The sequence below is a fragment of the Bacillus sp. 5w2 genome, assembly GCF_054353775.1.
This window is the reverse complement of sequence record NZ_JBTIWT010000002.1, coordinates 352,048-375,112: the sequence shown is the minus strand read 5'-3', so window position 1 is coordinate 375,112 and position 23,065 is coordinate 352,048. Positions and strand designations below refer to the sequence as shown.

Genomic DNA, 23,065 nt, shown 5'->3' with positions numbered 1-23,065 from the left:
CCCTTCTATACTATTATGTTGCGCTATTCTCGTTTATTTAAGCACTTCTCTAAATGTTTCACTTTCCACATTATGCTTCACAAGAATAATAAATTTTGTTCGATTTTTTTCCAAAACTATGTATTTTTTTTGAACAGTATATAATGTCCTCGACATCATTTTACAAAATCAACTGCTACTTTGTCATGTTTTTCTCAAAAAAGAAGAAAAGTTGACAAAAATAAAATAGGAAAGTGACATTCACTCTCCTATTTTATTTCTCTATGCGTATGAATGTAAACCCGCGATAATTAAGTTTACTACAATAAAATTAAACATAATGATTGCAAAACCAATTACCGCTAACCACGCTGACTTCTCTCCGTGCCACCCTTTTGATAAGCGTAAATGTAATACCGCCGCATAAAAGAGCCAAGTAATAAGCGCCCAAACCTCTTTTGGATCCCAGCCCCAAAAACGTGTCCACGCTATTTGAGCCCAGATCATCGCAAAAATTAGTGCACCTAATGTGAACACCGGGAATCCAATTGCAATAGACCGATATCCAATTTCATCTAACAAATCACTATTCGTATTTTTCACTAACGGCTGAAGCGCCGCTGATACTCGTTTACGTAAAGTAAGCCTTAATACGATATAAAGTAACGTTCCGACTAACACAGACCAAATTACAGTATTTAATTTTTTCGCATTTACAATCGCTGGAACTTCAACTGGCGGCTCTAATTTATTTTCTGTCAATAACTTTCCTTCATGCGGTCCAACTAAAGCCGGAAGATTGTACTTCATCTCCATTTGTTGCTCATTCTTATCAATCCATTGAAACTTCGCTTCATATTTCATACTAGAAAATACCGTTGTTACTCCAATAAACCCAACTGTACAAACAAGTGTAAACACGACCGTTTCTAACCAAAATGTACGTTTAGTTCTCGTTGATTGGTCTACATTTTTCAATAAATACATAACACCCGTAATAAAACTAATTGCTAAGATTGCTTGTCCTGCTGCTGCAGTCGTCACGTGAATATGTAACCAATTACTTTTTAAAGATGGGATAAGCGGAGATATTTCCCTTGGAAACATACTTGCATAGGCAATTAATAAAAGAGCAACTGGCAATGCAAATAGTCCAATTATACTTACGCGGTACATAAAATACATGACAATAAATGCTCCGACAAGCATCATGCCGAAAAACGTACCGAATTCAAAAAAGTTACTAACTGGTGCATGACCTGATGCAATCCACCTCGTTACAAAATATACTGTTTGTGCAATAAACCCTAAAATTGTAATCGTTATTCCTACATTTGCCCATTTATGACCCTTTTCTTTAATTGCTCCCCCGAAAAATAGAGTGGCAATCAAATATAAAATAAATGCGGTAAAGAGAAAGTTACTACTTATTTGCACCATATCGTTTCCCCACCTTAACTAATTTTTTTATCGACTACTTTATCGCTCGGCTGCGGAATTGCTGTACCTTCTAGTACTCTTTCAATATCTTTCTTTAAACCGAACCAATTTTTATTTGTATGTCCTGCAATCCACCATTCATCATTAACGCGTTGTATCCAAATACGGCGATGATTCCAATACATTCCTTGAATTACACCAACCATAAATATAAATCCTCCAATACCGAGAATCCAAAGCGTTAAATCTTTCCTTACAGTAAGTGCTGTTGCATTTTGCATTTCAACACCTGCAAACGACATTTTATATTTGTTATTCCCATCTGGTTCTATATTTTGCTGAATACCAACAAAACTCACTTCACCATCTGGTGTTTCAGGCGTAAACATTTTAAACACAAATGCAGGATTATTCGGTAATTTCGTTTTTGTATTTGGTCTTCCATTCTCATCAAAATAAAAATCAGGAAAATAGCTTAATAGTTCTAAAGAATAACCATTTCCTAAATCATATTTTTCTGCAGGATTCGTTAAATCAACTTTAATCGGTCCCCACTTTTGATTATTTTCTTTTTTTTGCAAGTTAAAGGACATACTTTTAAATTCATTTTCTTTATAATCCACTTGATAAACAGCGAATTGATCAAATTTCAGCGGTTCATTCACTCGAATTTCCGCTTCTTTTACTTTTTCTAATTTCGGACTTTGCCCTGCTATATTTTCACCTACCGCTTTATACAATACAGCATTCGTTTGGAAGTTTTTCGCAATCATTTTATCGCCTACACGATCAATCGCTTCATCATAAACTTCCTTGTCCTTACTTTTATCATAAACTTCCCTGATAAACTTCTCATTTTTTAAATAGTATTGCCCATCCGTCCCTGGTATTTCTTTCGTTTCACCATCACGTAACCAAAGCGCTTCGTCTACGTACATACTCGGTAAAAAACGAAGCATTGCACCGAATAAAAAGATAATGAGACCGATATGATTCACATATGGACCCCAGCGTGAAAACCGTCCCTTTTCAGCTAAAATGTTACCGTCTTCCACCTTCACGTTATAGTTCGTTTTCTTTAAATTCATTTGGATTTTTTCCAAATCACCATCTTGTGGTGTACCAGTTCCGTATAATCGTTGTCTCTTTAAAAAGCTAGGGTGTCTTTTCACCCCTTGTTTTTTTAAAGCTTTATACAGGGGAATGACGCGATCTAAACTACATATCACAAGTGAAATACCAATTGAACCAATTAAAATCATATACCACCACGAACCGTATAAATTATTAAATCCTAATTGATAGTATAATTGTCCTAAAAATCCGTATTCTTGTTTATAATATTCAGCTGGTGCAATCCCTGGAGTTATGTACATTTCTTGCGGAAAAATAGTTCCTATCGCTGATGCAGCTAAAGTGATTACAATGAGCCATACACCCACTTTTACAGAAGAGAAAAAGGTCCAAATTTTATCGACTATCGTTTTTGTTTGCGTGAGAGATCTCCGCGCACTCCCCTCATAGCGCATATCCAATAGTTTTATATTTTCATTGCTTTCAAATGGTTTCCCGCAAGCTTCACAAAAAACGGTTCCTATTGGATTCACATGTCCACATTCACACTTAATTTCTTTCAATACTCTCACCGCCCCTGTATCTATATGTACTATTGTATATTCTAACCTAGAGTTACCGCAATACTCAGAATTTTTAAACCGAAGGCGCTATAGGTAAGCGCCTCGTATGTAAAGGCTTTCTTTATTACGGAGTAATTTTCTTTAAATACTCCTCCAATTGTTCCTTCGTTTGTTCACCTTTAATCTCTTGAATCACCTTACCATCTTTATCAATCAAGAAGCTTGTTGGTAATGGTATTACTCCATACGTTTTTATAATTTCTCCACCTTTATCGATTGCAACCGGGAACTTAAGATCGTATTGTTTCACAAAATTCTTAACAGCAATATCCGTTTCATCTGCATCTAGCGCAATGATTTCTACGCCTTTTTCTTTATACTTTGGATATAATTCGTTCATATATGGCATTTCTTTCTCGCAAGGTTTACACCAAGTGCCCCAAAAGTTTAAAAATACACCTTTTCCCTTTAAATCTTTTAATTCAATTTTCTTCCCTTCTAAATCTGTTACAACAAAGTTAGGTGCTTCTTTTCCGATTTGCATTTTCTCTTCTTCAGTGAAATATCCTTGATAAAGTGTAAATCCTACAGCACCGCATAAAATGAGCAGAATAATAACACGAAATAATAAGCGATTTTTTTTCATATTGTCTCCCCTCTCTTCGACGAGTGATGAATATATGTATTTTTTAATAAATCACCAGCGGAGCATTCCACTGGTGAAAGTTTCACAATATCGATTAGCGAGGCTTTGTAGAAGCCAATGCGCGTAATTGTTTCACCTCATGTGGTGTCAATTCTCTCGCATCACCAGGTCGCAGGCTTCCTACTTCTAAGAAAGCATAGCGTTCACGCTTTAGTTTCACTACTTTACAATCTAAAGCTTCAAACATACGACGTACTTGACGGTTACGTCCTTCATGAATTGTTAATTGTACAATCGCCATTTCTTTACGCTTGTCCCAAGAAATAATTTTCACATTTGCTGGTGCTGTTTTTCCGTCTTCTAATGTAACACCGCGTTCTAACATGCGAATTTTCTCACCTGTTAGTGGACCTTTTATTTTTGCAACATATGTTTTTTCAACTTTATATCTAGGGTGCATTAATACGTTTGCGAAGTCCCCATCGTTTGTCATTAATAATACGCCAGACGTATCATAATCTAAGCGTCCGATTGGGAATAAACGTTGTGTAATCTCCGGGAAAAAGTCTGTTACAACATTTCTTCCTTTATCATCTGATACACTTGAAATTACGCCAGTTGGTTTATATAGTAAAAAATAAACAGGTTCTTCTTTTTCAAGAGGGATGTTATTTACTTCTACTTTATCTTGAGGAGTTACTTTCGTTCCTAACTCCTTCACTATTTTTCCGTTAACTTTCACTTTTCCTTGCTGAATTAATTCCTCAGCCTTTCTTCTCGATGCAATACCTGCTTGCGCAATCACTTTTTGTAATCGTTCCATTTCTTTTTTTCACCTCGAATTTATCTTACCTTACATTAGAAAGACTTGGCAACCGCATACGCTTGACGGCTTTTCGCTTCATCTTACTTAAACAACATAGCGATGATAATAAACATATAAAGGTAAAATCATGTTTTTACCTTTTATTATTGTCCATCTTTTTCATATTTCTCACAATAAAAGTTCATCATTTTGTCAAAAATACCGCATAAAAAAACCACTATTAAGCAGCACCTTAATAGTGGTCGTATACATATTATAAGCGAAATAGCATAAAAAATGAATAGCATTACTTAAACATTAAAGAAACAAACACAATTGAGCAAATAATTCCGATTAAATCGGCAAACAGTCCAACCTTTAATGCATCTCCCATTTTCCTAATACCAACAGCTCCGAAGTATACTGTTAAAATATAAAAAGTCGTATCTGTACTACCTTGCATCGTAGAAGCTAGTCTTCCAATAAACGAATCTGGTCCATATGTAGCAATTAAATCTGTCGTGATACTTAAACCAGCAGATCCCGAAATCGGACGTATAAGTGCAAGTGGAACGATTTCTGCTGGAACATGAATCAAATCTAACATCGGCTTCATTACAGATATCATTGCATCTAACGCACCTGAAGCTCGGAATATAGAAATAGATACAAGCATTCCAACCATAAACGGTAAAATGGACACTGCAATTTGAATCCCTTCTTTTCCTCCCTCAACGAACGATTCATACGTCGGCACTTTCTTTATCGTGCCATATAAAAGGATAAAACCGATTACACAAGGGATTACCCATAATGAAATGGTATTTACAATACTCATTTTTTCCGCCCCTTTCTACTCCTTCTTCGGTAAAAATAGCGGTCAATCCAGATTGCTCCAATCATAGAGAGTACTTGTGCAATGAATGTTACCCCAACAATTTCAGTCGGATTCGCTGATTCATAAGTCATTCGAATTGAAATGACGGTCGTAGGAATTAAAGTAATAGCTGATGTATTTAATGCAAGAAACGTCACCATAGAACGACTGGCCGAATCTTTCCCTCCATTTAACTCTTTCAGTTGTTCCATCGCTTTAATACCAAGAGGGGTCGCTGCATTACCTAACCCAAAAAAGTTTGCCATCATATTCGATAAAATAAATCCCATTGACGGATGATCCTTTGGTATTTCTGGAAACAACCTTTTTACTATCGGCATAAAAAGTGACACTAACTTTTTTAACAATCCTGCTTCCTCTGCAATTTTCATTAAACCGAGCCAAAATACTAATACACTAATAAGTCCTATACAAATTGTTACTGCATCTTTTGCCCCGTCAAATACGGCTTTATTTATTGCTTCCATCGTTCCATTTATCATGGCATATACAATCCCTATGACTGCCATCGCTACCCATACGAGATTAACCATCGCTCCCAACACCTATCATATGAGAAAAAATTTCTTTCACATTATTCCAGTACATTCCCGTTGTAGCTACTAACTTTCGTTTACTATAAAATAAATTCCGTTCTCCAACTTTCTCATTGCCAACATAAATTTCTGTCTTTCCAACCTTTACGCCATCTTTAAGTTTTGCACTTTTATCGAGTTCAACTTTTAATACGACATTCTTTCTCTCCTGCTCAGTTAAAGGCACCGCAAAACTATTTTTCGTATAAACATGATTGGCATATTTCTTTTCAGTTATTTCAGCAAGAGCTCCTTGCCCTACAACGTTCGTTTGTTTGAAACGTTCAAAACCTTTATCAAATAAATTCATATGATCATCCCAATCACTAGAAGCGCTCAAAGTTACGACAATTAGCTCTAGTCCATCTTTTGATGCCGTTGTGACCAGCGTACGTCCTGCTTTCTTCGTAAAACCTGTTTTCCCTCCTGTTGCAAATTCATAATACGACGTCACAAGTTTATGTTTGTTTTTCCACGGATAATCCCATGAATCTGATTTATACGTTTTTGTCCCAAAAATCTTCTTAAAGGTTTCGTTCCCCATTGCATACTTCGTTAAAAGTGCCATATCATAAGCCGACGAATAATGGGATCCATCTCCATCCAAACCATGTGGATTAGAAAAGTGAGTATCTTTCATTCCAATTTGTTTCGCCTTTTCATTCATTAAATATACAAACCCTTCTATACTCCCTCCTACATTTTCAGCAATTACTTGTGCTGCATCATTACCAGATCTAAGCATGAGTCCGTATACTAAATCCTCTAACTTTACTTTCTGTCCAGGCTTTAAATAAATTGCTGAACCTTCTACTCTCACTGCTTCATTACTAACCGATACCATTTCTTTCATTTTTCCTGATTCAGCAGCTAACAAGGCAGTCATAATTTTCGTTATACTAGCAATCTTTTGTGGCTCATGTTCTGCTTTTCCGTATAATACACGACCTGACTGTTGCTCCATTAATACAGCATTTCGAGCACTGACATTACTATTCATCTTTGCATATGTAGGAATTGGCATAACGCTTGCGTACATAATAAGAAGCGTGATTATTACACAAATTCGTCTCATATTTCCCCCCACGTCCTTTTGGCACTTTTTGTACAAGTTTATGCTTGGCCTTTTAAAATATGAACGAAATCTCCCTCTCCTTCCAATAAAAAAGACGCAGAGAACCTGCGTCTAGTACGGTGTCCATTCAATTTGTTTTGCACTTTCAAATCTTTTTTCTACATCAGGCCAATTTACAATATTCCACCAGTTTTTAATATATTCATCTTTGCGATTTTGGTATTGTAAATAATACGCATGTTCCCACACGTCTAATACAAGGAGCGGTATCGTATCCCATTGTGTAAATAATTGATGAAGTGTACTCTGCAAAATTTCTAATCTTCCCGATCGTGGCACCCAAACGAGAATCGCCCATCCTGATCCTTCCACTTTAGAAGCTGCTTCTGTGAAATGTTTTTGAAAACGTAAAAAACTCCCAAAATCTTGTTCAATCTGTTGTGAAAGAGCACCCCTTGGACTTCCGCCACCATCTTTTTTCATGTTATTCCAAAATATCGTGTGTAAGTAATGGCCTGATCCATGAAAAGCCGCTTCTCTTTCCCAATGCTTAATTAGATCAAATTGATTTGTTTTTCTCGCCTCTTCCATCATCTTCTCTGCCTTATTTAATCCTTCCACGTAACTGCGATGATGTTTATCATGGTGTAACATCATAATTTCTCTAGAAATATACGGTTCTAACGCATTATACGGATAAGGTAATGGCGGGAGTGTATGCCCTCCAATTGGAACAGCTCGTTCACTATCCCCTCTTTCATATAGTTCATATTCCTCTTCTCCCTGCACGAATACTTCCTGCAAATGATGCTGAATATGTTCTACATCATCACTTATTTCATACATAAACTCTGCATCTGTATCATACTCATGCTCTTTCATACGGTCTAATAACGTTTGAATTTTATAAGCAAGCATATGGACATCATACACTTCCACTGCGCGGCTATCTAATACGTGAAGAACACTTTCACACCAACTTTCTACTTCATGAAAGTAATCTGTAAATACACCTTGCTGACTCATGTTACACCTCCTTAATGCTATCCCCTTAAATATATTCAAAGGAAATCTCTTATATAACTGCACAAAAGGAAAAGAAGCTAAGTCCCCTTAGCTTCTTTTTTCGCAATTAATATTTGTGTAACATCTTTGTTTGGTAATCCGTCTCATAATATTCTAGTTCTTCACGCATCAATTGAAATTTACCTTCTAAACTCTTCATCACTTGCTCTATAGATGCAGGTGGCGTTTGCTGAAAAACGATGGAATTTTTCCCTGTATAGGCAGACCGACTATTTTCATACCAATGATCACTCTTTGGTGAAAAAAACTCTGCAATTACTTGATGATAAATTTTATATAAAATTTTTTCAGCTGCTGTTTTTCGAAATGGCTGGCTATTTAACAAAACAAAACATGCATCATGCCCTTCTTCACAAAAAACGAGAAGACGTCTCATTGATGCTAATAACCCTTTATAATATTGTTCGTTCCCTGCTGGTGTCTCTTCTAATAAAGAAGGTAACGTATGATAATTTACATAATTGGTTATCAAAGTAATAACATCTTCTAAAAACATAGAAACTTGTTCTGTTTGATTTTCAACCATTAGATTAGACATTTTTCCCTCTCCTTTGCCATTTCACGCTATTTCTACTCTTTTATTTTTATGTAATTCAGCCAATATTTCTTGTACTTTCACCACTGTTCCCGCATCAAAATATTGTTGGAATTCTTCTATATTATTTAAATACAAACGTTTTTGCATGCGAAGCTCATTCTCTTTCAGTAAACAACATATCGCTACAATATCCCGTAAATATATGTCTTGTTCTTCTACTTTACATACTGGATTTCCTTCAAAAGGAGTAATTTCTTGTAAAACTTCTTCAAAATACCGAACGTATAAAACGGAAAACGTTCTCTCTTTATTATTTAATATATATGTCACTTCAGATCTATTAAAAAAATCTTCTGATGTATTAGGTTTTGCTTTCTCTAACTCGTACCCCGCATAACCTATTATAATCATCTACTTCCCCTCTCTTCCTTCTTTCAATTCATTTTAACTTAATTTTCTGACAAACGAAATACTCTTTTAAATATACCTCTTATAAAAAATAGCTTCCTTATACAGGAATTTACCTTTTTATTTTTCTTGAAGTTTGTCATAATAATATTATTGTCTCAGTTTTCTTATACAAGGAGAGTTGTATTTATGTCGTTTTCATGGAAACGTTTCTTACAAATAGGGAAATTTATCTTCCCATTTGTTGTATTAACAATTGTATTCTTTCAAGCAAAAAAAGAATTAGCAGGCATTTCTTTTTTAGAAGCAATCAATACAATTAAAAACATTCCAACCGGAGGAGTCTTTTTAGCAATTACACTTGGCGCATTTGCCGTATCAACAATGTTCTTTTATGACTATGTTATGCTTCGTTATTTAAAAGCTGATATACCAGTCCAAAAGATTTTCCGCATCTCATGGATTGCTAATACTTTAAATGGATTTATTGGCTTTGGTGGTCTCGTTGGAGCGGGTGTACGCACAATGCTTTATCGTCCATATATAAAAGAAAATGGCAAACTGATTAAAAGTATCGCCTGGATGACAACTGCTTTTATTAACGGACTCGCAATTCTTTCATTCCTCGGTCTTATTGGAATATTAGACACAAGTTTTATTTTGCATGAAAAACCGTGGCTATGGCCTGTTCTTATCTTCTTTGCTCTTTTCGTCCCTATATATATCGGCTTTTCTAAACTGAAAAATAGAAAAACAAAACAAACCGAAGGACAAGAAGAAGGAGAAGAAGAGAAAAACCCAACTGTTTTATACTCATTAGTTTCATTAGTTGAGTGGGTATCTGCTGGTATTGTTATGTACGTCATATTAATATTATTTGGCATCGATATCGAATTTCAAAAGTTTTTAGGTGTGTATGTAATTGCTGCTTTAGCTGGTGTTGTAAGTCTTGTGCCTGGTGGACTTGGTTCATTTGATCTTGTCTTTTTAACTGGACTCGGACAATATGGCATTGATACAGGCGTATTACTACCTGCAATGTTATTATATCGCCTCGTCTATTACATTTTACCTTTCTGCCTTGGTCTTATTTTTGCAGCTTTTGAAATGACAGGTGTGGCCATTAAAAAGTTTGAAGATAAACCTTTTATTGCGCCTGCATTAGAAACAACTGGTGTTATATGGACTTTGCAGCGTGACTTTCTCGGAAAGCTCGGTTCATGGGCATCTGCTGCTTTAACAGTATTTGCTGGACTAATGGTTATTTTATCGACCATTCTACCGACAAGTATAAACAGAGCACACGCCTTACATATTCTAGCTCCAAAACATCTTATTCAATTTTCTTTTAGCTTATCACTAACATTTGGTATTCTCCTCCTAATCCTTTCAAGGGGGATATATTATGGAACAAAGCGTTCTTACTATATGACGATTATTTCTTTAATCGGAGCAGCCATCTTTAATACGCTAAAAGGAATTGATATTGAAGAAACATTTATTTTATTAATCGTACTCGCTGTATTATATATGCTTCGTAAAAGATTTGTACGCGAGAAAATGGAAGTCTCACTTTCTGATATAGTAAAAGTTTTTATATTCTTACTTGTAACTTTATATTTATATAAAAACTTAGGCATTTTATTTGCAGGTGCAAAAGAAGCTTTTAAACCTGATTTTGTCGTTCGTAATATTACGCAAGTGAAACGAAGTGCATTAGCAGCTGCCTTTTTCGTTCCTACTTTTTTACTGATTGGCTCACTCATTGCCAATCGTTATCGAAATGAATTTCCCGGGCAACCAGCTAATGATAAAAGATTGCAAAACTTTTTAGAGGAACATAACGGAAATGTACTTAGTCATTTAGGATTTTTAGGTGATAAACAATTCTTCTTCAGTAGTGATGGGAAAGCGCTCCTTCTCTTCTCTATAACTGGAAAACGTCTTGTTGTACTAGGTGACCCAATTGGTGACCCTTCCTCCTACCGTACTGTGTTACAAGAGTTTTTAGCCGAAGCTGATCGATTTGGATACATTTGTGTATTCTACCAAATCGAAAGTAAATGGATGAGTTTATATCATGATTTTGGTTATAACTTCTTTAAGCTTGGTGAAGAAGCTGTCGTTGATTTGAACACATTTACAATAACAGGAAAAAAACGCGCCGGTATGCGAGCGACTTTCAACCGTTTTGAAAGAGAAGGCTATACATTCTCTATTCACCAGCCACCATTCTCAGATGAACTATATGAAGAGTTACAAAAAGTTTCAGATGCGTGGCTCGGCGGTAAAAAAGAGAAAGGTTTTTCACTCGGATACTTTGATCGTGAATATATTAGCCGAGCACCTATCGCTACATTATCTGATGCAGATGGAAAAATCATCGCATTTACAACCTTTATGCCCGTATATCAAGACGGATCATTGTCTGTTGATTTAATGCGATATTATCCAGATGCACCTAGCGGCATTATGGATGCAATTTTCATCCACCTATTCCAGTGGGCGAAAGAAAATGAATACCATTCCTTTAATATTGGTATGGCACCACTTTCAAATGTAGGTTTATCGACACAATCTTTCTGGTCTGAACGGGTTGCTGCTGCCATCTTTAATAATGTTCGTTATACGTATAGTTTCAGCGGGTTACGACATTTTAAAGAAAAATATAAACCAGCATGGAGCGGTAAATATTTAGCATTTAGAAAGAATCACTCTTTACCCATTACAATGCTCTCTGTAACGAAATTAATAGGAAAAAGAAAAAACAGCTAAACATTTAGCTGTTTTTTCTTTTTTGAACTTGTACAATAAATTCTTTTTCATATTTCTTACCGTTTATATAGAAATCTCCCCATATTTTATACGTTCCTTCTACAGGAAATGTAATGCGATATTGTAATTGCTCATCTGTATCAACAGGTATTGCATACAAAAAGTTTTCTCTCTTTTCGTCCACGATATAAAGCGCCTCCACCTCTCCTCTCTCTGCATGTAATTTCAATTTTTCACCCTTTTTCGCTTGGAATTGAAATGTTAACGTCACTGGCTCATTCGGATGCAATGCACCAAATAAAAGAGAAACTTCATACTCCCCTATTTTTTTTGTAAGTACATTATCAATTGGAAATTTTACTTTTTTCTTATTTTTCTCCTCTATCTCTTTCCCAAAATCTTTCTTCGCAAATGAGTTCACAGACTTGTTTTTGTCTTCATATAAAAATATTGTATATCCCTCATCTTTCGCTATTTTGGAAGATACCTTATATGATCCATTCCCTGCAAATGTAGGCTTCATTTGCTGTACATGTTTTAATTGTCCGTCTACAATAACTGCCCGAATTTGATCATTCACACCACGTACTTCATTATTTTTATTATTTAGTAATTGAAACGAAATATCTACTTTTTCATTTCCTTTTCCATTTGACACATCCCATTTCACTTCCTGAACATCACCTACAGTCTCTGTAGTTTCCTGATACTTCTTTATGTAAAATCCGCCTACTACAACAAATAGCAAAGCAACGAGTCCAATGACAAGATTTTTCAAAACATCACCTACCATTTTTATAGTCTCTGTTCATACAAAACTTCTTACTTATATATTCTAGATTGTGATTTATGAAATCCTCCTGTTTTGCACATATTACAAATAATAAAAAGATTTTAATTGAAAGGATTCGTAGTGTATAATGCAAATGATATTGATTTCTATCAATACATTATAAGGAGGACTTTTCATGAGTGTACATATTGAAGCAAAACAAGGCGAAATTGCTGAATCTATTCTATTACCTGGTGATCCATTACGCGCAAAATATATTGCTGAAACATTTCTAGAGGACGTTACTTGCTATAATAACGTGCGTGGTATGTTAGGTTTCACTGGAACTTATAAAGGAAAACGTGTATCTGTTCAAGGTACGGGTATGGGTGTTCCTTCTATTTCTATTTATGTAAACGAATTAATCCAAAGCTACGGAGTTAAAAATTTAATTCGCGTTGGAACTTGTGGTGCCATTCAAAAAGACGTAAAAGTACGTGACGTTATTATCGCAATGACAGCTTGTACGGACTCTAATATGAACCGTTTAACATTCCCAGGTTTTGATTTTGCACCAGCTGCAAACTTTGACCTTTTAAAGAAAGCTTACGATGCTGGAACTGAAAAAGGCTTACACGTTCGTGTTGGTAATGTTTTAACAGCAGATGTATTTTACCGCGAAAGCATGGACATGGTTAAAAAACTTGGAGAGTACGGTGTACTAGCAGTAGAAATGGAAACAACTGCTCTTTACACATTAGCAGCGAAATACGGTGTAAATGCGTTATCTGTATTAACAGTAAGCGATCACATCTTCACTGGTGAAGAAACAACATCTGAAGAGCGTCAAACTACATTTAACGAAATGATTGAAATCGCTTTAGATGCAGCAATTCAACAATAATACATTAAAGAACTCGTCATACGTCTGTCGAGTTCTTTTTATGTGACTTTTTATAAAAAACTACTTTCGAAAGAGACAGATTTTCTCCTCTATTTTTTTGTAACGTTTGTTATAATAAAGTAATCATTTTCAGTATTTCTCACAAGAGGTGACGCAGTGAAAAACAGAAGTATCGTCTTTAAACTATTTTTATTAACATCAACTTTATTTACAATCATATTCCTCCTTTTTTTCCTAGGACAATCTTTATTTTTAGAGAAATTTTATATTAATAAAAAAGTAAAAACAGTTCAAACTGCTTTTGAGAAGTTCGTAGATACTTACGAAAAAAGTGGTAAAACTTATGAGGAGATTAGAAAACTAAAACAAGAATTTCATGATAAAACAAATGCTGAAATGCAGTTTTTAAATTCTAACGGAATTATTAAAAGTGACAATAATTTCTACATTGATGTCATTAATCCTAAAAATAATAAAACATATTCCATTCCACTCAACAATCTTTTAACACCAGAAGAATATAATAAATTCGAAAACTTAGGATTGAAAAAAGATGGAGTGATAAACGTCGTCGGTTTTGTACAAGATAATATAATAACGCCACTAGAATTGACGACGAATTATAATCGATGGCAAAACGAGCATGTCAACTCAGATTTTCAATCCATTAATGGCAATCCTTCTAAAAATAGACTTACAAACCGATACAAAAATCCAACTCAAATTGATTTTACTGGTATTGTATCTAAGTTACAGCTTCCATCCAAAGCGGATGTTCGTCTTGCAAATGATCTTGAAACATTACAAGCCGTTCAATATTTTGCAGAAATTATTAGAGATGGCACTTCTAATCCGCAGCAATTAAACACTTATATACTAGATGGCGGAGAAAATATAAAGAATAGTATCTTTGTAAAACCTATTATGGAAGATGGAAAGATTAAAGAATACGCTTTTGCGATAGCATCTTTGCAACCTGTTAACGAAGCAATGCTCGTTCTAAAGGATTATTATGTCTATGCCTTAATTATCGTTTTTCTCGTAATCATTTTGTTATCCTTCTACTACTCAAAAATCATTGTGAAACCATTAATTAAAATTAATCGTGTCACAAAGAAAATGGCCAATTTTGATTTTAGCGAGAAATTACCTGTGACAGCAGACGATGAAATTGGCGGGCTTTCCGGTAGTATTAATACGTTATCTGTAAACTTAAAAGACCGAATCGATCGATTAAATGTTGCCAATACAAAATTACAACAAGATATTGAACGTGAACGTCAATTAGAGAAAACGCGAAAAGAATTCATTTCTGGTGTATCACACGAATTAAAAACACCGCTCAGTGTAATTAGAAGTTTCGCAGAAGGAATTAAAGATGGCGTTAGTAAAGATACGACGTATTATACAGATGTTATTTTAGAAGAAACTGAAAACATGAACAGACTTATTGTTGAAATGTTAGAATTAGCAAAATTAGAATCAGGTACGTACAAACTAGATATGACGACATTCTCAATCGGCGAATTAATTCAACAAGTCTATACAAAGTTATTATTTAGTATGGAGGAAAAGCATTTACAAGTGAACATAGATGTAGACTCTTCTATATTTGTTACAGCGAATCGTAGTCGTATTGAGCAAGTGGTTGTGAACTTACTTAGCAATGCAATTCGCTATACGCCAGATGGAGAAAAAATACAAGTCTCCGTTATAGCAATGGAAGATACAGTAAAAGTCGAAATTGAAAACACGGGAAATCCGATCCCAGAAGAAAGTCTTGAAAAAATTTGGGATCGTTTCTACCGTTTAGATGCATCTCGTAGCCGTCATACTGGTGGTACTGGCCTCGGATTATCTATTGTAAAAAACATTTTAGACCTCCACCATGCCGAGTACGGTGTATATAATACGACTAATAGTGTTGTATTCTACTTTAATTTACAAAAAGTAAAAGAAGTCAAATAATTTGTCTTAATTTCACTAGGAGTTCACATGAAATTCACACTCTCCCTTTATAGTAAGAAACAAGTTAATCCTTTCCTTTACACACATAAAAGAGGAGAGTGCGTGAAATGAAACAAGCAGGACAACCTATTCAAAATGAAAAACAATTAGAAACTATCAAAAATATACTTTTACAATCTTCGAAACGTGATGGCTTATTATTCGTATTAGCTGTAAATTCTGGCTTAAAAGTAAGTGAAATCTTACAATTAAAAGTTAGTGATGTAATCGATGAACATGAAAATGTTCGCCATTCCATTTTATTTTACAATGAAAAAGTAAAGAAACATAAATGGTTTGCTGTAAATGAAGACTTACAGCACGCGATCGAAGATTACATGAAAGAACGTAAAACTTGGAAACGTAATGAACCATTATTAAAGTCTCAAAAAGGAACAAAATCTATTACGAGACAACATGCATGGTATATTTTAAACAAAGCTGCAAAAGAAGTTGGATTAGAAGGGATTAGCTCACATACACTTCGAAAAACTTGGGGATATTGTGCATACAAATCAGGTGTTGACATCGCATTTTTACAACACTTCTTTGATCATAGTACTCCATCAAAAACTTTAAAGTATATCGGTATTGCTTAATAACTCTTATACATAAAAAAGGTTACCATTTATAAATGGTAACCTTTTTTATGTTTCACATTTTCTTGTCTCTCCTATATTGTAGTGGTACTCTAATAGTAAGGGGGAGAAATTATGAACACATTAACTATTGAATTACCGAAAGATACGGCTGAAAAACTTGATTTATTAAAACAAGCTTATGAAAAGAAAACAGGTGCTTCCATTTCTGAGAGTACCCTTGTTCAAACACTTATCTCAAAAGAATTTATCCAAGCGATAACTCCTTTTGATTTACAACAATTCGTCACTGGAAGAGAACAGCAATAATTGCTGTTCTTTTTTTTGATACTTTATCAGGTGTTTACTGGAAACCTACCCCTAAAAACTTTTTATTAGGAATCTCCTTAGCATTCATGCCTCATAAAAAGTTTTTTATTTATTTTTCGGAAAACTATTGACAATGATAATGATAACCATTATCATTTATTACGAAGCCAACAATTGATGAATCAACCAAACGCTCAGTAACATTGTTACCCCTCTTTTTCATATAGAAAGGCACTGTACATTCCCCCTGTTTGTACAGTGCCTTTCTTGTTTATTATCATTCAAACAAATTTAATTGCTCAGGCTTCGGCTCACCATATGTAATGTTCATCATTTTCATAAGCTGTTTCGCATTATCCGCTGCATCTCCACCCGAATTATTATTAAATAGTACGTATATGTCCTTTGTCTTCTTTTTTAATTGCTCTAATCTTTCTACCCATTCTTCCAATTCTTTATTGTTATAACGATATAAGCAACGAACCGCTCTCCAATTTTCCCCTTTATCAAGCCACCCATGAACATTCCGACCGTGAAAACGTATAAGTGCCATGTCTGAATTCGTAACCTCTAACACGAGTGGTACCGAACCTATTCCAGCCTGTGGTTCATCACAAATTGTATGAATCCATTTCCCATGTTCTAGAAACTGTAACGTCTTATCTTTCATTTCGGGATAAAACCATGTTTGATTTCGAAATTCTATGGCACACGGTAAACCTTCCATTTTTTCTTTCGTATATCGAAGGAAATCTACATTTTTCTTTTTACAATCAAACCAAGGTGGGTATTGAAATAAAATCGTTTTTAATTTATTAGCTTCTATTAAAGGAAGAATAGATTGTTTATACACATCAAACATCTCATCGAACGTAGAATAAGGAATTTCTCCTTTCATGTGTCCCGTCATTCCTTGATATGCTTTTACGACAAAGGAAAAATCTTTCGGTGTTTCCATTGCCCACTTTGTATAGTTTCGTGCAGGCTGCATCGCATAAAATGAACTATCAACTTCCACAATAGGAAAATGCTCACTATATGTTCGTAATTTATTTCTATTTTCATAGCGATCTATATATAAAGAATCATGATCTCCCCATCCTGTCACTCCAATGAAAAGCAAATGCATCCCTCCCTTGTTAACTCTATCTTCTATTCATTCTACTCACTTCTCAAATACTTCGGCTAATCCATTACATGAAGTATCTCTTTCTTTAAGAGTATCCTTATAAAAATATGATATACTAAATGGAAGAATTTTTAAATTGAGGGGTTATCTATTTATGCTTCCAAACGATGCTATTGTATCTCATGAAAAACGAATAGAAGAACTAGAAAATAAAGTACGTTTTTATGAAGAACTTGTGAATCAATTACCACATCATTTCACATACAAAAATCCACATATTGGTTTACAAATAAAGAAAACAAGAACGACTCATTCCATTCAAAACATACAAAAAGAGAATAAAGAGGCTGATTTTCAACTTACTTGTGATTCATTGTTTTTATTTGAACAACTTGAAAAATACTTTATTCATATTTTTGATGCTTTTTCACATCATGTAACCTTTGTTGATAATAAAGGGAATATTACATTATGTAATCAAGCTGCAGCAGATGATTTTGGTGTAGTACGAAATGATATAATTGGAAAGCCAATTCAACAGTTATTAAACTTGCCAGAAGAACAAATTAAAGCTCTTGAAACATTAAGAACGGGCACAGAAATATATAATGAAGAAGTGCTAGACAAAAACTATGGTATTTTAAACAATCGAATTATTCGGGATTATAACGGAGAAATTTTTAGAGTTATTAGTGTCTTCCATTATTTAAACACAGAACGTGATGCAGAAAAATTTTCATTAGCAGGACGAATCGCAGCTGGGATTGCTCATGAAGTACGTAATCCTCTGACAACAGTACGGGGTTATTTACAATTTTTACAAGAAAGTGTTTCTCCATCTAATAAAGAATTATTTAAAAACTTACTTATTCCTGAATTAGATCGTGCAAATAGTATTATTACAAAATTTTTAGCTATTTCAAAAACACGTGAATTTACAAGAGAACCTTTTCCCATTCATACATTTTTACGTGAGTATATTCAACAGTTACTAGCTAGTGAAGTCTTTTTACATAACATTTTAATTGATTATAATTTTTCTACCGAATTAGATGATGTATTAGTTCATATTGATCGTCATGAACTTGTACAAGTTTTTTTAAACCTATTTCAGAACGCTGTCGATGCTCAAGGTGAAAAACAACTTTCTATTCAAATCACTAGTTATCGCTTAGATAACTTTATTCGAATCACTTTCACTGATAACGGAATTGGTATTCCTCCAGCTATTCAAGATTATATTTTTGATCCATTCTTCTCAACAAAAGATTCAGGAACAGGACTAGGCTTGTCAGTAACGAAGAAAATTATTCAAAATCATAACGGTACATTAAAAATGACTAGTAATCAAGATGGTACAACTTTCACTATTTCAATTCCAATTTTACCCAAAATACCCCTAGAAAGATTGAATGAATACAAATGAGGTACTCTTCCACAAACTGCATGCCAATTGTTAAATACCTCCAACAATTGGCATGCAGTTTTTTATATTGAACTTTTCTTCTTTATGTCATATAAACCTTCTCTATATTTTACTTATTTTGGCTAGATGAGCCAATTTCTTATTTTTTTAGAAATAGTAGTTTGTCCATCACGAATGTAGTATAAGTTTCATTCTAATATATAGTAATTACTATTGATTCTATGAAAGAAAGGAATGAAAAGATGAACAATAAAAATAAAGGGAAAGTATTTTATGGTAATGATTGTTGCGAAGTCAGAGCCTGTAGTCATATTAACATCTCTAAGTCCGAACTTACAGAATTCGTTAGACTGCTTCAAGCCCTTGGTCAAGCTATTCAAGCTGTCTTTCAAAACCCTTCTCAAAATAATATAGATAACTTGATTGCCGCCCTAAATAACCTACAAAAATTCCTCAATTGCTTAGATTTGTCTCCAGCACAAAAACAAATTGGAAATTCTATTATTGCTAATCTATTAACTATTTTAAGAACAACACCTTTCTCATGCGGAGCATTGTACGTTGAACTACAAAGCTTGCTTAATTATTTACTGTATATCGCAAAGCTATTCAAAATAGATTGTTGTACTATTGACAAACTAGTTAAACTCATAACAGAGATCCAAACTATCTTAGTTCAATACGGATCAGGTTGCCTTGGAGGAGGAGCAACAGGGGCTACTGGACCTCAGGGACCGGCGGGTGCTCAAGGCGCTACTGGACCTCAGGGACCGGCTGGCGCTCAAGGCGCTACTGGACCTCAGGGACCGGCTGGCGCTCAAGGTGCTACTGGTGCAACAGGAGCAGCGGGTACTCCAATTCCTGTAACTATCGCAGCTATCGGAAACTCAAATCCACAAACTATATCCCCTGGAACAAACATCCAATTCAATCAAGTTTTTGAATTAACTAATATCTCTTTCAACGATACTTCAGATACTTTAACAATTTTAGAAACAGGCGTATATGATATTAGTTTCTCAGCGTCTACAACTTTCCCAGGATCTTCACCATTTGGATTCGGTATTTCATTCAATGGCCAACCACCTACTCGTAATTTCTCAACTAACGTTATCGGTAGTGCTGTTTCTTTCTCTACAATCGTTACTTTACAAGCTGGTACAACGATTGCTGTACAGCCTACAGCAAACACTATTTCTATTCCTAACACAGGCGATACAACTGCAACACTATCCGTATTCCGAATTTACTAATTTTCAATCAATAAGTATATTTATAATAATATGTATCGTTTAGCCGTGCATTAAATCTCTCTTTATATAGAAAGGAGCACTTATTTGGGAGGATAAGTGCTCCTTCTTTACGTTTCTTTACCTCAAATTTACTCTATCTTAATCCTCATTTTGTATGATAAATAGTGAAGTCAATGATATGAAAGAGGGATGAAAATGAGAGTTATGTCACTAATACGCATTTGGTTTGCTCTTATGGTATGCATTATTTTATGTGTAGGATTTTTTTTAACTCTAAAATATTCCACTATATCAAAAGCAGAGAGAAAAACTGTTCCATACAAACTTTTGTATACAAAACAAAGTAACATCCCTTATTCTAATGCCACAAATAATGAAAAAAAAGTTATAAAAGGAATGCTTATTACGACAGCTTCTAGTTCCGAAGCACTACTTCAAATTGCCGAAACGATTAAAGATCAGTATACAAATAAAGAAATTGATGAAATCATGCTTTCTATTCACAATGAAAATAATGGTAATTACGAAGAAGAATTACCTTACGAGCCTATTAGTAAAGGAAAAATAATTATCACATACGATTCTCAATCCTTTGGCAGTACGAATGTTACACTTAACGAGTAATACCATTGATCCCAATTGATATGCGCTAATAACTAGTAGGTATATAAAGTTTCACTTAATCTTTCATACGAAAAAGAGGCGAATTTCGTTATTCGCCTCTTCCTTTTACCAAAATGATGGAATCCATTCTTTCACTTTATCAAACCACTCTTGTTGCTCTTTTTTTCTTTGTTGTTCCTCTTCTTTCCTCCTCTTCTCTTCTTCTTTTCTTCGTTTTTCCTCTTCTATTGTATTCAATTGTTTTTTATATTCAGCCTCAGATATGAGTGATAACTGGAATGCTTTTTGAGCTGGATTGGCATTCGCTTTTTTCATAATATCCCTGAACATTGTCGTCGTAATTTGACTCCCCCCTGGAACATAATGATCGCTATCTGTTTTATCATATCCTACCCAAATTGCACCTACTAAATCTGGTGTGTATCCAACAAACCATGAATCCTTTGCGCCTGTGCTTGGTCCATTTACAATTTGAGTAGTTCCTGTCTTACCTGCCGTATCAACATTATTAACTTTCGCTTTTTCGCCCGTACCCTTTTCGACAACACCTTTTAATAAATATGTCATCTTTTGAGAAATTTTCTCGCTCGTCACTCGTGTCTCTTTCTTATACCACTTTCCAATCGTTTCACCTTCCGCATTTTGTATCTCCCTAATCGCATGAGCTTCCACTTGGACACCGTCATTTGCAAATGTACTGTACGCTTGGGCCATTACAAATGGGGAGGTTCCCACATGCATCCCACCTAAAGCAATTGGATACGTACGATCTTCTGGCACTAATGGAATACCAAATCGCTCTAAAGATTTCAACCCTTTATCTAATCCAATCTGCTCTAATAGCCAAACAGCTGAAACATTGTACGACTTCGCTACTGCTTCATACATCGTTACATCACCATGAAAAGTATGATCACTATTTTGCGGTTTATATTCTTTAATATTAAATGGTTCATCTTTTAATATATCGTATACTTCATACCCTTGCTCTAACGCTGGTACATATACAGCAAGAGGCTTTAACGTTGAGCCTGGTTGTCTTTTTAATTGGGTTGCATGGTTAAACTGTAAAAACTGATACGGCCCTCTTCCTCCAACTAAAGCTGGTACACCACCTGTTTTCGGATTCATAAGAACTACACCTGTTTGCATAAGTTGATCTGAGCCACTATCTTTGAAATAACTCTCATTATTCACAACGTCTTCTACAGCCTGTTGTTTTTTCGGATCAAGCTCTGTATAAATACGATAACCACCTGCTAAAATTTCATTTTGTGTTAATTCGTACTTGTCCATCGCTTCTCTAACAATATAGTCTACATATTGAGAGTATTTCCCCTTGTATTTATCATCAACACCACGTTTCAACACAAGACCACTCTCTTTTTCTTTATTATACTGTTCGTCAGAAATATACCCTTGCTCTTTCATTAAATTTAATACAACATTACGTCGTTCGATTGATTTATTAAAGTTTTTATAAGGCGAATACGCAGACGGTGCTTTAATCAAACCTGCAATCGTTGCAGCCTCTGAAATTGTTACATCTTTTACATCTTTATCAAAATAAGACTTAGCTGCCTTTTTTATACCCCAAGCACCTTCACCAAAATAAATTTGATTCATGTACATTTCGATAATTTCATCTTTCGTATACGTACGTTCTATTTTTTTTGTTAAAAAATATTCCTTTATTTTACGCGAGAACGTGCGGTCTTGTGTCAGAAATACATTTTTCGCAAGTTGTTGCGTAATTGTGCTTCCCCCTGCTACAACTTCTCCTGCTGTAATATTTTTAAAAACTGCACTTATAATTCCACTATAGTAAATACCGTGATGGTTAAAAAATTCCTTATCTTCTACTGCAACAATTGCCTGAACCATAATATCAGGAATATCTTTCCTTTTCACGCCTTCTGTTTTAGAAGAAGCTAATTTTGTCGCGACTTCATTATTTGCATCATAAATTAAGGTCGGTTGCGGAACAGCTTGCTTTAATTCAGATATGTCTTGAATAGAAATTATTATATTTATAGCAATAAATAGAGTAGCAAGTAAACTTCCTAATACAATTAATGAATTACGAAGTTTCTTCCTCTTGTTGAACCACTCCTGTATTTTTTTCAAGTGAGTGTTCTTTAATTTCATTCGTTCACTTCCTTCGTTTGTTTACACTCTTC

The 23,065-nt window shown here is 34.6% G+C and carries 21 protein-coding genes; 8 read left to right on the top strand and 13 right to left on the bottom strand.

Annotated elements, in window-relative coordinates:
• Positions 1-261 precede the first annotated feature (261 nt).
• The 10 genes from resC to ACXY7N_RS06180 form a co-directional block, all read right to left on the bottom strand.
• On the bottom strand, positions 262-1,419 hold the full coding sequence (gene resC, locus ACXY7N_RS06225; RefSeq protein ID WP_016088667.1) for a cytochrome c biogenesis protein ResC: 1,158 nt from the start codon (positions 1,417-1,419) through the stop codon (positions 262-264).
• Positions 1,420-1,433: 14 nt separating this feature from the next.
• On the bottom strand, positions 1,434-3,056 hold the full coding sequence (gene resB / locus ACXY7N_RS06220) for a cytochrome c biogenesis protein ResB (RefSeq protein ID WP_016134000.1): 1,623 nt from the start codon (positions 3,054-3,056) through the stop codon (positions 1,434-1,436).
• Positions 3,057-3,180: 124 nt separating this feature from the next.
• Positions 3,181-3,702, bottom strand: a complete 522-nt coding sequence (gene resA / locus ACXY7N_RS06215) for a thiol-disulfide oxidoreductase ResA (RefSeq protein ID WP_016088669.1) — start codon at positions 3,700-3,702, stop codon at positions 3,181-3,183.
• 94 nt (positions 3,703-3,796) lie between these two features.
• Positions 3,797-4,525, bottom strand: a complete 729-nt coding sequence (rluB, locus tag ACXY7N_RS06210; RefSeq protein WP_000440550.1) for a 23S rRNA pseudouridine(2605) synthase RluB — start codon at positions 4,523-4,525, stop codon at positions 3,797-3,799.
• A gap of 289 nt (positions 4,526-4,814) precedes the next feature.
• Positions 4,815-5,345 (bottom strand): spore maturation protein SpmB, encoded by a 531-nt coding sequence (spmB, locus tag ACXY7N_RS06205; RefSeq protein ID WP_016088671.1) that lies wholly within the window; start codon positions 5,343-5,345, stop codon positions 4,815-4,817.
• On the bottom strand, positions 5,342-5,938 hold the full coding sequence (spmA, locus tag ACXY7N_RS06200) for a spore maturation protein SpmA (RefSeq protein ID WP_000247806.1): 597 nt from the start codon (positions 5,936-5,938) through the stop codon (positions 5,342-5,344). The genes spmB and spmA overlap by 4 nt, the downstream gene beginning before the upstream one ends.
• The gene (gene dacB, locus ACXY7N_RS06195) at positions 5,931-7,055 is read right to left on the bottom strand and encodes a D-alanyl-D-alanine carboxypeptidase DacB (RefSeq protein ID WP_016133999.1); all 1,125 of its coding nucleotides are present in this window, start codon (positions 7,053-7,055) and stop codon (positions 5,931-5,933) included. Before dacB ends, spmA begins: the two co-directional genes overlap by 8 nt.
• 111 nt (positions 7,056-7,166) lie before the next feature.
• Positions 7,167-8,081: a superoxide dismutase gene (locus ACXY7N_RS06190; protein ID WP_488592330.1), complete on the bottom strand. Its 915-nt coding sequence runs from the start codon at positions 8,079-8,081 to the stop codon at positions 7,167-7,169.
• 106 nt (positions 8,082-8,187) lie between these two features.
• Positions 8,188-8,679 carry a YpuI family protein gene (locus tag ACXY7N_RS06185; RefSeq protein ID WP_016133998.1) on the bottom strand — a complete coding sequence of 164 codons (492 nt, stop codon included), beginning with the start codon at positions 8,677-8,679 and terminating at the stop codon, positions 8,188-8,190.
• A 21-nt stretch (positions 8,680-8,700) separates the two neighbouring features.
• Positions 8,701-9,090: a hypothetical protein gene (locus tag ACXY7N_RS06180; protein WP_016133997.1), complete on the bottom strand. Its 390-nt coding sequence runs from the start codon at positions 9,088-9,090 to the stop codon at positions 8,701-8,703.
• A gap of 186 nt (positions 9,091-9,276) precedes the next feature.
• Between ACXY7N_RS06180 and mprF the strand changes: the two genes are divergently transcribed.
• Positions 9,277-11,862 carry a bifunctional lysylphosphatidylglycerol flippase/synthetase MprF gene (gene mprF / locus ACXY7N_RS06175; protein ID WP_016088676.1) on the top strand — a complete coding sequence of 862 codons (2,586 nt, stop codon included), beginning with the start codon at positions 9,277-9,279 and terminating at the stop codon, positions 11,860-11,862.
• Positions 11,863-11,866: 4 nt separating this feature from the next.
• On the opposite strand, the gene ACXY7N_RS06170 is transcribed toward mprF, so the two are convergent.
• Positions 11,867-12,655, bottom strand: a complete 789-nt coding sequence (locus ACXY7N_RS06170) for a hypothetical protein (RefSeq protein ID WP_016088677.1) — start codon at positions 12,653-12,655, stop codon at positions 11,867-11,869.
• Between the two features lie 175 nt (positions 12,656-12,830).
• On the opposite strand from ACXY7N_RS06170, the gene deoD reads away from it, so the two are divergent.
• The 4 genes from deoD to ACXY7N_RS06150 all read left to right on the top strand — a co-directional run bounded on the left by deoD (position 12,831) and on the right by ACXY7N_RS06150 (position 16,453).
• Positions 12,831-13,538, top strand: coding sequence for a purine-nucleoside phosphorylase (deoD, locus tag ACXY7N_RS06165; protein WP_000110708.1), 708 nt, complete (start codon positions 12,831-12,833; stop codon positions 13,536-13,538).
• A 156-nt stretch (positions 13,539-13,694) separates the two neighbouring features.
• On the top strand, positions 13,695-15,506 hold the full coding sequence (locus tag ACXY7N_RS06160; RefSeq protein ID WP_016133995.1) for a sensor histidine kinase: 1,812 nt from the start codon (positions 13,695-13,697) through the stop codon (positions 15,504-15,506).
• Between the two features lie 107 nt (positions 15,507-15,613).
• Positions 15,614-16,144, top strand: a complete 531-nt coding sequence (locus ACXY7N_RS06155; protein WP_000806231.1) for a tyrosine-type recombinase/integrase — start codon at positions 15,614-15,616, stop codon at positions 16,142-16,144.
• 114 nt (positions 16,145-16,258) lie between these two features.
• Positions 16,259-16,453 (top strand): DUF3924 family protein, encoded by a 195-nt coding sequence (locus tag ACXY7N_RS06150; RefSeq protein ID WP_016133994.1) that lies wholly within the window; start codon positions 16,259-16,261, stop codon positions 16,451-16,453.
• 277 nt (positions 16,454-16,730) lie between these two features.
• On the opposite strand, the gene ACXY7N_RS06145 is transcribed toward ACXY7N_RS06150, so the two are convergent.
• The gene (locus ACXY7N_RS06145; RefSeq protein ID WP_488592329.1) at positions 16,731-17,576 is read right to left on the bottom strand and encodes a DUF72 domain-containing protein; all 846 of its coding nucleotides are present in this window, start codon (positions 17,574-17,576) and stop codon (positions 16,731-16,733) included.
• A gap of 160 nt (positions 17,577-17,736) precedes the next feature.
• Here ACXY7N_RS06145 and ACXY7N_RS06140 point away from each other — a divergent pair, with 160 nt between their 5' ends.
• The 3 genes from ACXY7N_RS06140 to ACXY7N_RS06130 all read left to right on the top strand — a co-directional run bounded on the left by ACXY7N_RS06140 (position 17,737) and on the right by ACXY7N_RS06130 (position 20,885).
• Positions 17,737-19,008 (top strand): ATP-binding protein, encoded by a 1,272-nt coding sequence (locus tag ACXY7N_RS06140; protein ID WP_016133992.1) that lies wholly within the window; start codon positions 17,737-17,739, stop codon positions 19,006-19,008.
• Between the two features lie 221 nt (positions 19,009-19,229).
• On the top strand, positions 19,230-20,261 hold the full coding sequence (locus tag ACXY7N_RS06135; protein ID WP_488592328.1) for a Gly-Xaa-Xaa repeat protein: 1,032 nt from the start codon (positions 19,230-19,232) through the stop codon (positions 20,259-20,261).
• Positions 20,262-20,456: 195 nt separating this feature from the next.
• The gene (locus tag ACXY7N_RS06130; protein ID WP_088083481.1) at positions 20,457-20,885 is read left to right on the top strand and encodes a hypothetical protein; all 429 of its coding nucleotides are present in this window, start codon (positions 20,457-20,459) and stop codon (positions 20,883-20,885) included.
• A gap of 105 nt (positions 20,886-20,990) precedes the next feature.
• Here ACXY7N_RS06130 and ACXY7N_RS06125 read toward each other — a convergent pair whose 3' ends face one another.
• Positions 20,991-23,033, bottom strand: a complete 2,043-nt coding sequence (locus ACXY7N_RS06125; RefSeq protein ID WP_016133989.1) for a transglycosylase domain-containing protein — start codon at positions 23,031-23,033, stop codon at positions 20,991-20,993.
• Positions 23,034-23,065: the final 32 nt, after the last annotated feature.

Excerpts from the sequence above, each read along its gene's own strand:
- resC (WP_016088667.1), bottom strand. The coding sequence starts at position 1,419 with ATGGTGCAAATAAGTAGTAACTTTCTCTTTACCGCATTTATTTTATAT.
- resA (WP_016088669.1), bottom strand. The coding sequence starts at position 3,702 with ATGAAAAAAAATCGCTTATTATTTCGTGTTATTATTCTGCTCATTTTA.
- rluB (WP_000440550.1), bottom strand. The coding sequence starts at position 4,525 with ATGGAACGATTACAAAAAGTGATTGCGCAAGCAGGTATTGCATCGAGA.
- spmB (WP_016088671.1), bottom strand. The coding sequence starts at position 5,345 with ATGAGTATTGTAAATACCATTTCATTATGGGTAATCCCTTGTGTAATC.
- spmA (WP_000247806.1), bottom strand. The coding sequence starts at position 5,938 with ATGGTTAATCTCGTATGGGTAGCGATGGCAGTCATAGGGATTGTATAT.
- dacB (WP_016133999.1), bottom strand. The coding sequence starts at position 7,055 with ATGAGACGAATTTGTGTAATAATCACGCTTCTTATTATGTACGCAAGC.
- ACXY7N_RS06190 (WP_488592330.1), bottom strand. The coding sequence starts at position 8,081 with ATGAGTCAGCAAGGTGTATTTACAGATTACTTTCATGAAGTAGAAAGT.
- ACXY7N_RS06185 (WP_016133998.1), bottom strand. The coding sequence starts at position 8,679 with ATGTCTAATCTAATGGTTGAAAATCAAACAGAACAAGTTTCTATGTTT.
- ACXY7N_RS06180 (WP_016133997.1), bottom strand. The coding sequence starts at position 9,090 with ATGATTATAATAGGTTATGCGGGGTACGAGTTAGAGAAAGCAAAACCT.
- mprF (WP_016088676.1), top strand. The coding sequence starts at position 9,277 with ATGTCGTTTTCATGGAAACGTTTCTTACAAATAGGGAAATTTATCTTC.
- ACXY7N_RS06170 (WP_016088677.1), bottom strand. The coding sequence starts at position 12,655 with ATGGTAGGTGATGTTTTGAAAAATCTTGTCATTGGACTCGTTGCTTTG.
- deoD (WP_000110708.1), top strand. The coding sequence starts at position 12,831 with ATGAGTGTACATATTGAAGCAAAACAAGGCGAAATTGCTGAATCTATT.
- ACXY7N_RS06155 (WP_000806231.1), top strand. The coding sequence starts at position 15,614 with ATGAAACAAGCAGGACAACCTATTCAAAATGAAAAACAATTAGAAACT.
- ACXY7N_RS06150 (WP_016133994.1), top strand. The coding sequence starts at position 16,259 with ATGAACACATTAACTATTGAATTACCGAAAGATACGGCTGAAAAACTT.
- ACXY7N_RS06140 (WP_016133992.1), top strand. The coding sequence starts at position 17,737 with ATGCTTCCAAACGATGCTATTGTATCTCATGAAAAACGAATAGAAGAA.
- ACXY7N_RS06135 (WP_488592328.1), top strand. The coding sequence starts at position 19,230 with ATGAAAGAAAGGAATGAAAAGATGAACAATAAAAATAAAGGGAAAGTA.
- ACXY7N_RS06130 (WP_088083481.1), top strand. The coding sequence starts at position 20,457 with ATGAGAGTTATGTCACTAATACGCATTTGGTTTGCTCTTATGGTATGC.
- ACXY7N_RS06125 (WP_016133989.1), bottom strand. The coding sequence starts at position 23,033 with ATGAAATTAAAGAACACTCACTTGAAAAAAATACAGGAGTGGTTCAAC.